Annotated in this window: 15 protein-coding genes; 8 read left to right on the top strand and 7 right to left on the bottom strand. The window is 60.2% G+C overall.

Annotated elements, in window-relative coordinates:
- The first annotated feature begins 526 nt into the window (after positions 1–526).
- Positions 527–793 (top strand): DUF6124 family protein, encoded by a 267-nt coding sequence (locus tag PMI26_RS05340; protein WP_007978539.1) that lies wholly within the window; start codon positions 527–529, stop codon positions 791–793.
- Positions 794–1013: 220 nt separating this feature from the next.
- Here PMI26_RS05340 and PMI26_RS05345 read toward each other — a convergent pair whose 3' ends face one another.
- The 3 genes from PMI26_RS05345 to PMI26_RS05355 all read right to left on the bottom strand — a co-directional run bounded on the left by PMI26_RS05345 (position 1014) and on the right by PMI26_RS05355 (position 2785).
- Positions 1014–1610, bottom strand: a complete 597-nt coding sequence (locus PMI26_RS05345) for a superoxide dismutase (protein ID WP_007978537.1) — start codon at positions 1608–1610, stop codon at positions 1014–1016.
- Between the two features lie 164 nt (positions 1611–1774).
- The gene (locus PMI26_RS05350) at positions 1775–2377 is read right to left on the bottom strand and encodes a LysE/ArgO family amino acid transporter (protein WP_007978535.1); all 603 of its coding nucleotides are present in this window, start codon (positions 2375–2377) and stop codon (positions 1775–1777) included.
- Between the two features lie 6 nt (positions 2378–2383).
- Positions 2384–2785 (bottom strand): ACT domain-containing protein, encoded by a 402-nt coding sequence (locus tag PMI26_RS05355; protein ID WP_007978533.1) that lies wholly within the window; start codon positions 2783–2785, stop codon positions 2384–2386.
- A 96-nt stretch (positions 2786–2881) separates the two neighbouring features.
- On the opposite strand from PMI26_RS05355, the gene PMI26_RS05360 reads away from it, so the two are divergent.
- The 4 genes from PMI26_RS05360 to PMI26_RS05375 all read left to right on the top strand — a co-directional run bounded on the left by PMI26_RS05360 (position 2882) and on the right by PMI26_RS05375 (position 6942).
- Entirely contained in the window at positions 2882–3775 is an 894-nt protein-coding gene (locus PMI26_RS05360; protein ID WP_007978530.1) for a LysR family transcriptional regulator ArgP, read from the top strand.
- Positions 3776–3829: 54 nt separating this feature from the next.
- On the top strand, positions 3830–4822 hold the full coding sequence (locus tag PMI26_RS05365) for an NAD-dependent epimerase/dehydratase family protein (RefSeq protein WP_007978527.1): 993 nt from the start codon (positions 3830–3832) through the stop codon (positions 4820–4822).
- A gap of 118 nt (positions 4823–4940) precedes the next feature.
- Positions 4941–5813, top strand: coding sequence for a hypothetical protein (locus PMI26_RS05370; RefSeq protein ID WP_007978525.1), 873 nt, complete (start codon positions 4941–4943; stop codon positions 5811–5813).
- A gap of 280 nt (positions 5814–6093) precedes the next feature.
- Positions 6094–6942 carry a cache domain-containing protein gene (locus PMI26_RS05375; RefSeq protein WP_007978522.1) on the top strand — a complete coding sequence of 283 codons (849 nt, stop codon included), beginning with the start codon at positions 6094–6096 and terminating at the stop codon, positions 6940–6942.
- Positions 6943–7066: 124 nt separating this feature from the next.
- Here the strand turns inward: PMI26_RS05375 and PMI26_RS05380 are convergent, their stop codons facing one another.
- Together PMI26_RS05380 and pobA are read right to left on the bottom strand one after the other, a co-directional pair.
- The gene (locus PMI26_RS05380) at positions 7067–8584 is read right to left on the bottom strand and encodes an MDR family MFS transporter (RefSeq protein ID WP_007978520.1); all 1518 of its coding nucleotides are present in this window, start codon (positions 8582–8584) and stop codon (positions 7067–7069) included.
- A gap of 78 nt (positions 8585–8662) precedes the next feature.
- Positions 8663–9847, bottom strand: a complete 1185-nt coding sequence (gene pobA / locus PMI26_RS05385; protein WP_177323538.1) for a 4-hydroxybenzoate 3-monooxygenase — start codon at positions 9845–9847, stop codon at positions 8663–8665.
- A gap of 191 nt (positions 9848–10038) precedes the next feature.
- Between pobA and PMI26_RS05390 the strand changes: the two genes are divergently transcribed.
- Positions 10039–10935 carry a helix-turn-helix domain-containing protein gene (locus PMI26_RS05390; RefSeq protein WP_007978516.1) on the top strand — a complete coding sequence of 299 codons (897 nt, stop codon included), beginning with the start codon at positions 10039–10041 and terminating at the stop codon, positions 10933–10935.
- Between the two features lie 9 nt (positions 10936–10944).
- Here PMI26_RS05390 and PMI26_RS31665 read toward each other — a convergent pair whose 3' ends face one another.
- Positions 10945–11121, bottom strand: coding sequence for a hypothetical protein (locus PMI26_RS31665; protein ID WP_007978514.1), 177 nt, complete (start codon positions 11119–11121; stop codon positions 10945–10947).
- Between the two features lie 218 nt (positions 11122–11339).
- Positions 11340–12245 (bottom strand): LysR family transcriptional regulator, encoded by a 906-nt coding sequence (locus PMI26_RS05395; RefSeq protein WP_202949425.1) that lies wholly within the window; start codon positions 12243–12245, stop codon positions 11340–11342.
- A 222-nt stretch (positions 12246–12467) separates the two neighbouring features.
- Between PMI26_RS05395 and PMI26_RS05400 the strand changes: the two genes are divergently transcribed.
- Together PMI26_RS05400 and PMI26_RS05405 are read left to right on the top strand one after the other, a co-directional pair.
- Positions 12468–13349 (top strand): MBL fold metallo-hydrolase, encoded by an 882-nt coding sequence (locus PMI26_RS05400; protein WP_033048223.1) that lies wholly within the window; start codon positions 12468–12470, stop codon positions 13347–13349.
- A gap of 213 nt (positions 13350–13562) precedes the next feature.
- The gene (locus PMI26_RS05405) at positions 13563–14177 is read left to right on the top strand and encodes an NAD(P)-dependent oxidoreductase (RefSeq protein ID WP_007978509.1); all 615 of its coding nucleotides are present in this window, start codon (positions 13563–13565) and stop codon (positions 14175–14177) included.
- Positions 14178–14234: the final 57 nt, after the last annotated feature.

Here is a 14234-nt window from a genome sequence, read left to right as displayed (position 1 = left end):
TTGACCCTGTGGGAGCTGGCTTGCCAGCGAAGGCGGCCTGACAGCCGACCTGAATCTGGCGGATGTACTTTGACCCTGTGGGAGCTGGCTTGCCTGCGATGGCGGCCTGTCAGCCGACCAATCTCCCACGCCTCCAAGCTGATCACTCCCACGCGCCCGCGTGGGAGTGATGCCAGGGACGCTCCGCGTTACGTTTCTGCGAGATGGCGCGGTGTAGGAAAGCGCCAGAAGTTTCCCACGCTGTTTTCAGGTTGCCCGTCGGAAGTGGACTCAATAGCCTCTGACTGTCGCTGAAAACTCAGCGACCGGGTGTGAGAACCCGGCAAGTCATAGTCATCCAGTGCCAGTATCCGCATAATTGCCGCCAGCTTATCCGCTGTCTGTAAGTGCGTTATGGCGGCTGTGTGCGGGCAGACTTTTGTCTGGCCGGGTGCCTATGACCGGTTTTCTCACCTCGCACATAGCTGCCACCTCTTTGCCGTGTGAGAACGGCAATGGGTGGCACCCACCGCATAGGAATATTTCAGTGGATAAGTTAATCCCCGATCCCCCCAGCAGCACCACCAAACCCTACAGCCCCCACACCATGTTCATGATCGTTCCCGACATGGACACTGAAACCCTTCTTGCCCACGCCTGTGAGTCACTGGCTTCAGCCAATGTCCTGGCGAGTGATTTCGCGACCTACCTGAATGGCCCCCAGCGCAACACAGCGCTGGCCATTTCGCAGATTGTCATGTTGGCGGAGCTGGCGGTGAGTCGAGCGTTGGATAACCTCGATCCCCAGGGATAGGTATTCATTCAGGTTGACCGCGTCATCGTTCTTCGCGAGCAAGCCCGCTCCCACATTTGATCTGTATACGACACGATCCAGTGTGGGAGCGGCGGTGCGGCGATCCGACTTGCTCGCGAAGACGGCCGGATAATCGACACATTTTTCATTGATGTGGCCACTTTCCCGAACGCATAAAAAAACCCGGCTGAAAAGCCGGGTTTTTTGACTGGCGTCGAGCTTAAGCGGTGAAGGTTTTGCCTTCGAACTGCTCAGCCACGAATTTCCAGTTGACCAGGTTCCAGAACGCTTCGACGTACTTCGGACGCAGGTTGCGGTAGTCGATGTAGTAAGCGTGTTCCCAGACGTCGCAGGTCAGCAGCGGGGTGTCGCCGTTGGTTAGCGGGTTGCCGGCGCCGATGGTGCTGGCCAGGGCCAGGGAACCGTCAGCCTTCTTCACCAGCCAGCCCCAGCCGGAACCGAAGGTGCCGATGGAAGTCTTGCTGAACTCTTCCTTGAACTTGTCGAACGAACCGAAAGCTGCGTTGATGGCGTCGCCAAGTGCGCCGGTTGGTTGACCGCCGGCGTTTGGCGCCAGGCAGTTCCAGTAGAAAGTGTGGTTCCAGACCTGTGCGGCGTTGTTGAAGATACCGCCCGAGGAAGTCTTGACGATTTCTTCCAGGGTCTTGCCTTCGAACTCGGTGCCTGGCACCAGGTTGTTCAGGTTCACGACGTAGGTGTTGTGGTGCTTGTCGTGGTGGAATTCCAGAGTTTCCTTGGAAATGTGCGGCTGCAGGGCATCGTGTGCGTACGGCAGTGGCGGCAATTCGAAAGCCATGATGATTCTCCTAATCAGGTCAGTTGCGGTGAGCGCAAGGCCGATCACGGGCGGCCAGACAAGCGCCGGGGAGTTTGTACTCTTTGCGGCGCAGGGAGACGGATCATAGCACCGGGGGGGCGGCATAACCACGCAACAACTGTGTGGAATAGAGGTTCCGCGAATCAGATGGCCGCGATCAACTGCAGCGCTACGGCAAACATCATCACCGCCACCAACAGATCGAGAATTCGCCAGGTACCGGGGCGGGCGAGCCAGGGTGCCAGCCATGCCGCACCCAGCGCCAGGGTGAAGAACCACAGCAGCGAGGCACTGGCCGCGCCGACCACATAAGCGCCGGGTTCGGTTTGTTGTGCACCCAGGGAGCCGATCAGCAAAACGGTATCCAGGTAGACGTGCGGGTTGAGCAAGGTCACCGCCAGCGCGCTGAGCATCACCGCCCGCAGCGAGCGTACGGTCTGACCCTCGCCCTGCTCAAGGCTCTGTTTCGAAAAGGCCCGGCGCAGTGCCTGGCTGCCATACCACAACAGAAACGCTGCACCGCCCCAGCGGGCGATGGCCAGCAATGTTGGGTTCTGTGCCAATACCGTCGCCAGGCCGAACACCCCGGCTGCCACCAACAGGGCGTCGCAGGCCACGCAGAGTGCCGCGACCGGCAGGTGATGTTCACGCCGCAGGCTTTGCGCCAGGACAAACGCATTCTGGGTGCCGATCGCCATGATCAGGCCAAAGGCCACCAACAGGCCGTTCATATAACTTTGCCACATGATTTTTTACTCCGCGTTGGCTGCCAGATCCCGCAGTACTTGCAGGGCTCGGTCGGCGTCGGCCTGGCCGACAAACAAATGGTCGTGGTAGTAGCCGGCAATCACGTTGCAACTGATGCCGGCCTTGCCCAATGCCGTGGCGAATGCGGCGGTCAGGCCAACCGCTTCGAGTGCCGAATGCACGTTCAGGGTGATCCAGGCGGCGACGTAGTCGAAGTTGAATCCGGCTTTTTCGGCTTGGGAGCGTTCGAGAATCACGGTCAGGCCTTCCTGCTCGCGGAAGCTGCCGACAATCTCCAGGCCCGCAGGGAACTGGCCGTCGCGCAGGGTGCAGAACACGTATTCGCCGGCATTGAGTTGCGGGCTCATGCTGCGCAGCAGCGTTGCCAATGAAGTTTCGCCAGCCATGTGGGGGATCCTTGTTCAAGAGTTCTTGCTGGTCATTGTCCCTGTGAAGGCTGTATAAGAAAAACCAATCTTGCTGATCGCTCATTAGGAAAACTGATGTTCGACTATAAATTGCTTTCTGCCCTGGCCGCCGTGGTCGAACAGGCCGGTTTTGAACGGGCAGCCCAGGTGCTGGGCCTGTCGCAATCGGCGATATCCCAGCGCATCAAGCTGCTGGAAGCGCGCGTTGGCCAGCCGGTGCTGGTGCGCGCCACACCGCCGACGCCGACGGAAATCGGTCGGCGGTTGCTCAACCACGTGCAGCAGGTGCGCTTGCTTGAGCGGGATTTGCAAAGCCTGGTGCCGGCACTGGATGAAGAGGGCCTGCCCGAACGCCTGCGGATCGCCCTGAACGCCGACAGTCTGGCCACCTGGTGGGCGCAGGCGGTGGGGGAGTTTTGCGCGCAACAGCATCTGTTGATGGATCTGGTGGTCGAAGACCAGACCGTCGGCCTCAAGCGCATGCGCGCTGGCGAGGTCGCAGCCTGTGTCTGCGCCAGCGAGCGTCCGGTGGCGGGCGCGCGCAGCGTGTTGCTGGGGGCCATGCGTTACCGTGCGCTGGCCAGCCCGGCCTTTATTGCCCGGCATTTTCCGCAAGGCGTACGCGCCGATCAATTGGCCCGCACCCCGGCGCTGGTGTTTGGCCCGGACGATTTTCTGCAGCATCGGTATCTTGCGTCCCTCGGTGTCGAGGGTGGTTTTGAACACCATTTATGCCCGTCGTCGGAAGGCTTCATTCGATTGACCGAAGCCGGTCTGGGCTGGGGCCTGGTTCCGGAACTGCAGGTACGCGAGCAGCTTGAAAGGGGCGTATTGCGGGAGTTATTGCCAGATAAGCCGATCGATGTGCCGCTGTACTGGCATCATTGGCGTAATGGCGGTCAATTGCTGGGGCTGCTCACCGATCAATTGGTCAGCGCATCGAAGCAATGGCTGGTGCCCTTGGACTGACGCGCAGCGTCAAGACCTCACGTAATACGCAAAACGAAATATTCGGAGCAATTCATGAAAATTCTGGTTACCGGCGCAAGCGGCTTCATCGGCGGACGCTTTGCGCGTTTTGCCCTGGAGCAGGGCCTGGACGTGCGGGTCAACGGTCGCCGGGCCGAAAGTGTGGAGCATCTGGTTCGCCGCGGAGCCGAGTTCATCCAAGGGGATTTGAGCGACCCGGAACTGGCGCGTGAACTGTGTTCGGACGTCGAGGCCGTGGTGCATTGCGCCGGTGCCGTCGGTTTGTGGGGACGTTATCAGGACTTCCATCAGGGCAACGTCCAGGTCACCGAGAACGTGGTCGAGGCCTGCCTGAAGCAACGGGTACGGCGGCTGGTGCATTTGTCGTCGCCGTCGATCTATTTCGATGGTCGAGATCACCTGGGCCTGACCGAAGAGCAGGTGCCCAAGCGCTTCAAACACCCTTACGCCGCCACCAAGTACCTGGCCGAGCAAAAAGTCTTCGGCGCCCAGGAGTTCGGTCTCGAAACCCTGGCCCTGCGCCCGCGTTTCGTGACCGGGGCCGGCGACATGAGCATCTTCCCGCGTCTGTTGAACATGCAGCGCAAGGGGCGCCTGGCAATCATCGGCAACGGTCTGAACAAAGTTGATTTCACCAGCGTGCAAAACCTCAACGAGGCGTTGCTCAGCAGTTTGCTGGCCGGCGGTTCCGCGCTGGGCAAGGCTTACAACATCAGCAACGGCACGCCGATTCCTTTGTGGGACGTGGTCAATTACGTCATGCGCAAAATGGACGTCCCACAGGTCACCCGCTACCGTTCCTACGGCCTGGGCTACAGCGTGGCGGCGCTCAACGAGGGCGTGTGCAAGGTGTGGCCGGGGCGTCCCGAACCGACGCTGTCGCGTCTGGGCATGCAAGTCATGAACAAAAATTTCACCCTGGACATCAGCCGCGCCCGGCATTATCTGGATTACGATCCCAAGGTCAGCCTGTGGACGGCGCTCGATGAATTCTGTGGCTGGTGGAAGGCGCAGGATATTCGCTGAGGCTCGAACAACGCGCCATTTCTGAACCGGATACGGGCTTGGGGGTCAATGGTTGCGGCCGTGGGGTTTATACTGCGCGGCATAAAGCCATTATTTGATTCACACTAAGGTTGATTCAATGTCCATGCGAAACGATGCCAACGACGACTTCGACGATGTACCGAGCCTGCGTGCAGACGTTCTCGATGACGATTTTCCGCCGACTGCTCGCACGGTCGTGCATTCGCGCACGGCGCCGGTGGTGAAGGTCAAGGCGGCGAGCACCGGCCCCCTGTGGGCGTTGGTCGGGGCGCTGATCATTGCGTTCGCGGGCCTGGCCTGGTGGAGCTTTCAGCAGATCTCCCTGATGGAACAGCAACTGGTGGCGACCCAGGAAAGTTTCGCGCGAATCAGCGAGGAAGCGGCAGGGCGCCTGCAGGATATTTCCGGAAAGGTTGTGGCCAGCCAGACCAGTGTCACCACCGACAGCGAGGCCTTGAAGCTGCAAATCCGCCAGCTGGAAGGCAAGCTCCAGGACCAGAGCACCCAGCAGCAAGGTGTGGCCGGCCAGGCCTCGGACCTGGACAAGCGACTGGCGCAAATGACCGCGCAAACCACCGAAGTGGACAAGCGCCTTGCACTGATGACTGCCCAGGGCACCGAACATCAGGCGGTCAATACCCAGTTGCAGGCCGAGGTCAAAGCCTTGAGTGCTGAAGTGGCCGCCCTGAAAAGTGCCCCGTCCGACGCGGAAAAATTCGATGCGCAGTTGAAAAGCCTGGGGGCCGACATCGTCGCTCTGAAGAAGCAAGGCAACCCGAGCGCTGCCATCGAACGTCTCGAGCAAGACATCGTCGTGCTCAAGAGCGTGCAGGACAACCGTCCGGCCGCCGCACCGGGCGCGACCAATACCGCCGAGTTCGATGCCTTCCGCAGCCAGGTCACCCGCAACATCAATACCCTTCAGGCGCAGATCCAGAACCTGCAACAGCAACTGCGCGCCCGGCAGTAAAACAAGCACTTGTGGCGAGGGGGCTTGCTGTGGGGAGGGAGTTTGCTGTGGCGAGGGGGCTTGCCCCCGCTGGGTGGCGAAGCCGCCCCAAATCCATTCGCCGCGGTTTGCCAGATAAATCCCGGCACCTGATTTACGACTGCTGCGCAGCCGAACGGGGGCAAGCCCCCTCGCCACAAAAGCCCATCGCACCACAGCACTCCGTGTTTTCCTGAATATCCATGCCTCCCCCCATTGCCGTCTACGCTCTTGAAACACCATCAGGAACGAGGGATGCGCAATGGGGTTTCTGCATAAGGCCGCCTTGCTATGCGGCATGTTTTTACTGTCCCTGGGCCAGGCACAAGCCGCCGGGACGGAAAAGGACGACAGCAAGGCGGCCATCGCCCTGCTGGAAAAAGCCTTGGCCTACTACCACCAGAACGGCGACAAGGCCTTTGCGGCGTTCAGTCGCCAGGGCGAGTTTGTCGACAAGGACCGTTACGTCTTTGTGCTCGACACCAAGGGCGTGATGCTTGCCAGCGGCGGACCGTCGTCGGCGTTGATTGGCCGGGACGTGTCGGAGGTGCTTGGGCCGGACTTGCAGAAAACCTTCAAGGACGCCCTGAAAGTACCGGAAGGCAATGGCATTCAGCAGGCGGAGTATCGCTGGCAGAACTGGAACGACGGCAAGGTCGAGCGCAAGCATGTCTACTACCAGCGCATCGGCCAACGGATTCTGGCGGTCGGTTATTACCTGCCCCGGGCCTCTGCTGAACAGGCCATGGCCTTGCTGAACAAAGCGGCAACCGATCTGGCCAAGGACGAAAAGGGCACCCTGACGGCGATCAATTCCCTCAAGGGCGGCTACCTGCAGGATGACCTGTATGTGTTTGTCGTCGACCTGGACACCCGGCGTTATGTGGCCCACGGCACCAACCTGCGGCTGATCAATACCGACTTCAGCAAGATCGAAGACCCGGAAGGCAAGCCGGTGGGCGAGCCGATTCTGGCGTTGATGGCCAAACAGGATTACGGCGAATACGAATACCGCTGGAAAAACCCGGTGACCGGCAAGGTCGAGAACAAGCATGCCTACCTGAAGAAGGTCGGGCATTTTCTGGTGGCAGTGGGGTATTACAGCCCTTGATTTTAGGGTTTCAATGAGGACGCCTTCGCGAGCAAGCCCGCTCCCACAGTTGACCGCGTGCTGATAAAGAATTCGGTCTAATGTGGGAGCGGGCTTGCTCGCGAATACAGGCAACGCGGTCTACCTATCGAACCTTGTCCTCACGCCCGCGCAACAACATGTTCGGCATGGCAATCGCCGCCGCCAGCCCCAGCAACGACACCACCGCACTGACCGTCAGCAAGTGCCGGAACGTCAGCAACAATTCAGCACGCAAGGCGTTCTGCGCCTCACCCGGTGCGGCGTTTAATCCGTCGAGCAGCACATTCCCCGAACTGCCTTCGGCAATCAGCGACGAGCCGGCCAGGTGCGCAAAACTTGAATCCTGCAACAAGGCCAACAGCAGCGCCGACATCAACGCCACACCCACGGCACCGCCCAGCGAACGGAACAGGTTGGTGGTACTGGTGGCAACGCCTATGTCCCGCTGGTCCACCGAGTTCTGCGTGCCGACCAATGACGTAGGGAACTGCATGCCGGAGGAAATCCCGCAGAGCAGCATGAACAAGCTGCTCACGACGAACGCCTGCGGCGGGCTGAACGCCATGCCGATTATCGCGATGGGCATCAGCGCGGCACCGGTGAGGATCATCGGTTTGTAGCGCCCGGTCACCGAGGTGCGGCGGCCGGCGAAGTACGCGCCAATCGGCAAGCCCATGGCCAGCGGCAGCAGATGCAGGGCGGCGCTGTCGGCCCCGGCGCCGGTGACGCTCTGGAAGCGCAATGGCATCAACACGATCAGCGAGATGGCCTGGAAACTGGTGAAGAAAATCGTGCACCAGCACAGGATCGCGTTGCGGTTGGCGAACAGATGCATGGGCAGCAACGGCTCCCGTGCCCGCCGTTCGTGAACGACGAACAGCCCCAGCACCAGTACCGCACAAGCAAGCAGCGCCAGCACTTCGGCACTGCGCCAGGAATGACCCTGACCGACCTGCGTGATGCCCAGCAACAATGCCGTCAGCCCGATGATCATCAACACGGTGCCCAGGTAATCGATGACCGGTTTGCGTTGCGGAACCGGCAGGCCCACCAGCGTGCGATAAGCCACCAGCCAGGCACCCAGGCCCAGCGGCAGGTTGATCAGGAATACCCAGCGCCAGGACAGGTATTCGGTCATGTAGCCGCCGAGCACCGGGCCGGCCACGCTGGCCACGGCATACATGCTGCTGAAATAACCCTGATAACGACCGCGTTCCCGTGGCGGCACGATGTCACCGATGATCGCCTGGCTTACCGAAATCATCCCGCCGGCCCCGATGCCCTGGATGATCCGCGCCAGAACCAGTTGCTCCATGCTCTGGGCCATGCCGCAGAACACCGACGCCAGGGTGAACAGGCCCATGCCGAACAGCATCAACTTGCGCCGCCCGTACAGGTCGCCCAGTTTGCCGTAGATCGGCACCGCCACGGTCATGGCCACCATGTAGCCGGAAATCACCCAGGCCAGCAGGCTGACGTCCTTGAACTGTGCGGAGATGGCCGGCATCGACACGGCGACGATGGTCTGGTCCAGCGCCCCGAGAAAGATCGCCAGCATCAGCGCGATCAGCACGCTGCGGATGGCGGGTTTGGGCGTTTCAGGCTGATGGAGATTGGTCACGGGAAAACCTGCGGGCATTGATTGACCCGCACGAGGCAAGGCGAGCGGGGATGCTCGCCAGTGTAAGTCGATAGCAGGCTATTCGATAGCCTCATAAGGAAGCCCGACGTAGTTTTCCGCGATGGTTTTTCGACCCGCCTCGGAACCGATGAAATACTCCAGTTCCGATTCGGCAATGCGCTGGCTGAAGGCATCGTGCTCCTCGAAACGGTGCAGCATCGAGGTCATCCACCAGGAAAACCGCTCGGCCTTCCATACCCGGCGCAGGCAGATTTGCGAGTATTTCTCCAGCAGATCAACGCGGTTTTCACGGTAAACCTTGAGCAGGATGTTGAACAGCGTACTCACATCGCTGGCTGCCAGGTTCAGGCCCTTGGCGCCGGTGGGCGGAACGATGTGCGCGGCATCGCCGACCAGGAACATCCGCCCGTATTGCATCGGTTCGACCACGAAGCTGCGCAGCGGTGCGATGCTTTTTTCGATGGACGGGCCGGTTACCAGTTTGTCTGCCAACGCTTGTGGCAACCGCGTCTTGAGTTCATCCCAGAAGCGTTGATCCGACCAGTTATCGACATGATCGCTGGTGGGTACTTGAAGGTAGTAACGGGTGCGTGTCGGCGAGCGCATGCTGCACAGGGCAAAACCGCGCTCATGGCGGGCGTAGACCAGTTCGTCGTGGACCGGCGGGGTATCGGCCAGGATCCCGAGCCAGCCGAAGGGGTAGATCCGTTCGAAGACTTTCAGGCTGTCGGCGGGAATCGATTGCCGCGCCACGCCATGGAAGCCGTCGCAACCGGCGATGTAGTCGCAATCGAGTCGCCAGGTCTCGCCATCCTTCTCAAAAGTGACAAAGGCTTCGTCGGTTTTCATACCGTGGGGAACGACGTTGGCTGCCTGGTAAATCGTTTGCGCGCCGGCCTCCCGACGGGCGGCCATCAGGTCGCGGGTGACCTCGGTCTGGCCGTAGATCATCACGGTTTTGCCACCCGTGAGGGCGTGCAGATCGATGTGCACCTGGCGCCCGTCGAGGGCCATTTCGAAGCCGCCATGCACCAGTCCCTCGGCGTCCATGCGCTGACTCACGCCGGCCTGGCGCAACAGCTCTACCATGCCTTGTTCAAGCACGCCGGCGCGGATTCTGCCGAGTACATAGTCCGGGGTCTGACGTTCGAGAATGAGGGTGTCGATACCGGCGTTGTGCAGCAATTGGCCGAGCAGCAAGCCAGAGGGGCCGGCACCAATGATGGCGACCTGGGTTTTCAGCGTTTTCATTGTTTTTATGACTCGCAAGCTTCACGCGACCAGGGGCGGTGAATGATTTTTATGGATCGAGTGCTTGCATTTTTCCCTTGCGAGTCTGTCAATTGAAGGTGAAAACTGAGCCGAAAGCTGTACATTCTGCCAATCGGTGCGATTATCGCCCGCCATCAAACTCCGAGGCCTGGATTGAAGTGATGAACAAGCCTGACCTGCCTTCGATTCCGGTGTTCAAGCTCTACGGTGAAAGCCTGGATTGGCCGACCCCGGACTTGCTGCACTGTGAGACCATTTCCAAACGCAGCCGCGAACATCATTGGGAAATCAAACCCCACCGCCACGCTGATTTATGCCAACTGCTCTTCGTATTCAAAGGTCAGGCAGAGCTTGAAATCGAAGGCAAACGTACGCAACTGGTGGAACCGGGGATCCAGATCCTGCCACCGCTGTCGGTGCATGGCTTTCGCTTTTCCGAAGACGTGGAAGGCTTTGTCGTGACCCTGGCCGCGCCGCTGATCGCCCACCTGCAGATGCAGTTGGGACAATCGGTCAATGCCCTGGCGCAGGCCGAAAGTTACCCGGCAGGCAAGGACGCCGAGTACCTCTACAGCCTGTTCAGTGCCTTGCAGAGCGAATACACCAGCCATCAACCGGCGCGGGAAATGCTCATGCATTCGCTGGTCAGCGTGATCGTGGTGTGGGTCAGCCGCCAGGTGATCCAGCGGCGCACCGCCATGGCGCGACCGCAGCGGGCCCGGGAATACCTCAACGGCTTTATTCAACTGGTGGAAGAGACTTATCGCCAGCACGTCAAGGTCGAGGATCTGGCGCACCGGCTGGGGATTTCCGTGTCGCACCTCAACGGCACCTGTCGTGAGCTGGCGGGGCAACCGGCGTTGCAGATCATGCACGAACGGCAATTGCTGGAGGCCAAGCGCTTGCTGACCTACACCAGCATGACCATTTATGAAATGTCCGACGTGTTGGGGTTTTCCGATCCGACCAACTTCACGCGCCTGTTCCGGCGTCGTGTGGGGATTTCGCCCAAGGCCTTCCGCGACCGCTTGAAGGCCGATCAGGACAACGAAGCCTGACTCCCTTCGTTACCGGAGGGCGTTGAGGGTAGCGTTGTGGGGGATGCAGCGCTCGAAGTTGCAGCTCGCAGCTTCACGGGGCAGGTTGCGCAGTTGCTCGACGCGCCAGGCGGCAGCGCCATACAGCCCGAGCGTGACCGCGCAGGTGATGAAGATCGCGAGGTATCTTCTTGTTCTGATGTTCATGGCGTTGACCTCTGAACGAATACCTTTCGGTATTACATTGAGCATAGGTCAGCGCTGGTGAGTTGCTAGCAATAGCGCGTCATGGATGTACCGCGACATTCAGAACGCTGATGCCTCCTGTGGGAGCGAGCTTGCTCGCGATAGCGGTGGATCAGTCGACATCATTGGTGAATGTTCGGTAGCCATCGCGAGCAAGCTCGCTCCCACAGGGCTTTCAATTACAACCCGATATCCCACTCCGGTTCTTCCGGAAATCTCACCACCAGAAAATCCAGCAAGCTGCGCAGCGCCGCCGGCATGTGCTTGCGCGAGGCATACACCGCATACACGTTCATTTGCCGGGGTTCGGCTGCCGGCAGCAGGCGAATCAATTCGCCGCTGTGAATGTGCACGCCGGCCTGGTAGGTGGGCAGCATCGCCACCCCGGCGCCGGCGATCGTTGCGCGCAACAGCGTGCTGGCCTCGTTGGCGCTGATGTTGCCCTGCACCGGTACTGAAACCTGCTCGCCGTCTTGCTCGAAATGCCAGAGGCTTTTGCCGAAGTAGGAGTGGGTCAGGCAGTTGTGCAGGCTCAGGTCCTCGACCCGTTGCGGCGCCGGATGTTCGCGCAAGTAGGCAGGGGAAGCGCAGATCACCGAGCGGCAAACTGTCAGGCGGCGGGCGATCAGGTTCGGGTCCAGATCGTTGCTGGTGCGGATCGCCAGGTCGATGCGCTCGTCCACCAGGTTCACGGTGCGGTCGAGCATCTGCATGTCGACGCTGACGCCGGGGTAGCGCTTGACGTACGCGGCCATGGCATCGGCCAGTTGCGCCTGGCCGAACGAGGTGCTGACACTGATCCGCAGCAGGCCGCGCGGTGCGTCATCCGGTTCGCTGACGGCGGCTTGCATGTCGCTGGACAAGTCGAGCATCTGCCGGCAGCGGGGCAGGATTTCGTTGCCGGCGGCGGTCAGGCTCAACTTGCGTGTGGTGCGGTGCATTAGGCGCGCACCGACCCAATCTTCCAATTCCGCCAGATACCGCGACACCACCGGCCGTGACAGCTCCAGGTGATCGGCGGCAGCCGACTGGCTGCCGAGGTCGACCACCGTGACGAACACACGCATTGCTTGAAGACGATCCATGATTTGCCCGCTTTCAGAAACAAACTATGTTCAAGCATCGCATTTTTTGTACCGAGTCAGGCAATTAAGCTCTGGGTTCATGTAGGAGCGAGCCTGCTCGCGATGGACTCGCAGACAACGCGAATATCCGATAAGTACGCGTCATCGTTTACGTCCATCGCGAGCAGGCTCGCTCCTACAAAAGGCATCGCCAAATATGGCATCGGGATCACGGAGCAACAGATGATCGGTTTCACCTCACTTAAGCGAGTTTTGCTGGCCACCACCTTCGTTTTTGCCGCCCACGCCAGCGCCTCGACCCTGACGCTGGATGTCTACAACCCTGGCGAAAAAGCCATCTTCCCGGTGACCTCGGTGCTAGTCAGCGGCGAAAAAGAAGCGATCCTGGTGGATGCCCAATTCGGCAAATCCCAGGCCGAGCAGGTGGTGGAAAAAATCCGCGCCAGCGGCAAGCAACTGACCACCATCTACATCAGTCACGGCGACCCGGACTACTACTTCGGCCTCGACACCCTGACGGCCGCCTTCCCCAAGGCCAAGGTTCTGGCCTCGCAGCCGACTGTCGACCACATCAAGCAAACCGTCGACGGCAAACTGGCCTTCTGGGGGCCGAAAATGGGCGCCGATGTGCCGACCAAAACCGTCGTGCCGGACGTTCTCAAGGGCGACAGCCTGATTCTCGAAGGGCAGAAGTTGCAGGTACTTGGACTTGAGGGGCCGCAGCCGGATCGCAGCTTTGTGTGGATTCCGTCGATCAAGGCGGTCGTCGGTGGTGTCGTGGTGGCGCAAAACATCCACGTGTGGATGGCCGACACGCAAACGCCGCAGTCCCATGCCGATTGGTTGGCTACGCTGCATTCCATTGAAACCCTGAAACCGCAGGTCGTGGTGCCGGGGCATTACCTCGGCGAGAGCGGTCGCTCCCTGGCAGCCGTGCAGTTCACCGCCGCTTACATCAAGGCCTTCGACGAAGAAACCGCCAAGGCCAGGAATTCCGCTGAACTGATTGCGGCAATGAAGAAACGCTTCCCGGCCCTGGGTGATGAAAGCTCCCTGGAGCTGAGCGCCAAAGTCGCCAAGGGCGAGATGAAGTGGGGTGAATAAATTTAAGGGTCAATAGGAATTCCTGTGGCGAGGGAGCTTGCCTGTGGCGAGGGGGCTTGCCCCCGTTGGAGTGCGAAGCGCTCCCCTGCATTTTTCAGCTACATCGCATGAAGCGGATTTACGACTGCTGCGCAGCCGAACGGGGGCAAGCCCCCTCGCCACAAAGACATGCGCTAATTGATACCGATACTTTCAAGCCAACTGGAGTACGTCATGAGCAACATCGCAATCATCGGTGCCACCGGTCGTGCCGGTAGCCAACTGCTGGAAGAAGCTCTGCGTCGCGGTCACAGCGTTACCGCGATCGCTCGCAACACGGCGAAAATCGGCCAGCGTGCCGGTGTGGTCACGCGCAACGTCGACGCTCTGGATGCCAGTGCATTGCAAGCGGCCCTCGAAGGGCATGACGCAGTCATCAGCGCCGCACATTTCGCAACGCTGCCTGCCAGCGCCGTCATCGGGCCGGTGAAGAAAGCCGGAGTCAAACGCTTGCTGGTAGTGGGTGGCGCCGGGTCGCTCTTGTTGCCCGATGGCACTCGAGTGATCGACAGCGAAGGCTTCCCTGAGGCTTACAAGGCAGAGGCCAGCGCTGGTGCCGAGTTCCTCGCAAACTTGCGTGAAGAGCGGGATCTGGACTGGACCTTCCTGTCGCCTTCGGCCGAATTTGTCGAAGGTGAGCGCACCGGGACATTCCGCCTCGGCCAGGATGATTTGCTGGTGAGCAGCGAAGGGCGTAGCTGGATTACGTTCGCTGACTATGCGATTGCAATGCTCGACGAAGTCGAAGCGCCAAAGCATTCGCGGCAGCGCTTTACAGTCGGCTACTGACACCGCAACCCCTGTAGGAGCTGCCGAAGGCTGCGATCTTTTGATTTTGCTTTTTTA

Source organism: Pseudomonas sp. GM33 (assembly GCF_000282295.1).
In the GTDB taxonomy this organism is placed as follows: Bacteria; Pseudomonadota; Gammaproteobacteria; order Pseudomonadales; family Pseudomonadaceae; genus Aquipseudomonas; species Aquipseudomonas laurylsulfatiphila.
This window is presented reverse-complemented; position numbering and strand designations above follow the sequence as displayed.

Excerpts from the sequence above, each read along its gene's own strand:
- PMI26_RS05355 (WP_007978533.1), bottom strand. The coding sequence starts at position 2,785 with ATGGCTGGCGAAACTTCATTGGCAACGCTGCTGCGCAGCATGAGCCCG.
- PMI26_RS31665 (WP_007978514.1), bottom strand. The coding sequence starts at position 11,121 with ATGAACATCAGAACAAGAAGATACCTCGCGATCTTCATCACCTGCGCG.
- PMI26_RS05395 (WP_202949425.1), bottom strand. The coding sequence starts at position 12,245 with ATGGATCGTCTTCAAGCAATGCGTGTGTTCGTCACGGTGGTCGACCTC.
- PMI26_RS05390 (WP_007978516.1), top strand. The coding sequence starts at position 10,039 with ATGAACAAGCCTGACCTGCCTTCGATTCCGGTGTTCAAGCTCTACGGT.
- PMI26_RS05375 (WP_007978522.1), top strand. The coding sequence starts at position 6,094 with ATGGGGTTTCTGCATAAGGCCGCCTTGCTATGCGGCATGTTTTTACTG.
- PMI26_RS05405 (WP_007978509.1), top strand. The coding sequence starts at position 13,563 with ATGAGCAACATCGCAATCATCGGTGCCACCGGTCGTGCCGGTAGCCAA.
- PMI26_RS05345 (WP_007978537.1), bottom strand. The coding sequence starts at position 1,610 with ATGGCTTTCGAATTGCCGCCACTGCCGTACGCACACGATGCCCTGCAG.
- PMI26_RS05350 (WP_007978535.1), bottom strand. The coding sequence starts at position 2,377 with ATGTGGCAAAGTTATATGAACGGCCTGTTGGTGGCCTTTGGCCTGATC.
- PMI26_RS05360 (WP_007978530.1), top strand. The coding sequence starts at position 2,882 with ATGTTCGACTATAAATTGCTTTCTGCCCTGGCCGCCGTGGTCGAACAG.
- PMI26_RS05400 (WP_033048223.1), top strand. The coding sequence starts at position 12,468 with ATGATCGGTTTCACCTCACTTAAGCGAGTTTTGCTGGCCACCACCTTC.
- PMI26_RS05365 (WP_007978527.1), top strand. The coding sequence starts at position 3,830 with ATGAAAATTCTGGTTACCGGCGCAAGCGGCTTCATCGGCGGACGCTTT.
- PMI26_RS05370 (WP_007978525.1), top strand. The coding sequence starts at position 4,941 with ATGTCCATGCGAAACGATGCCAACGACGACTTCGACGATGTACCGAGC.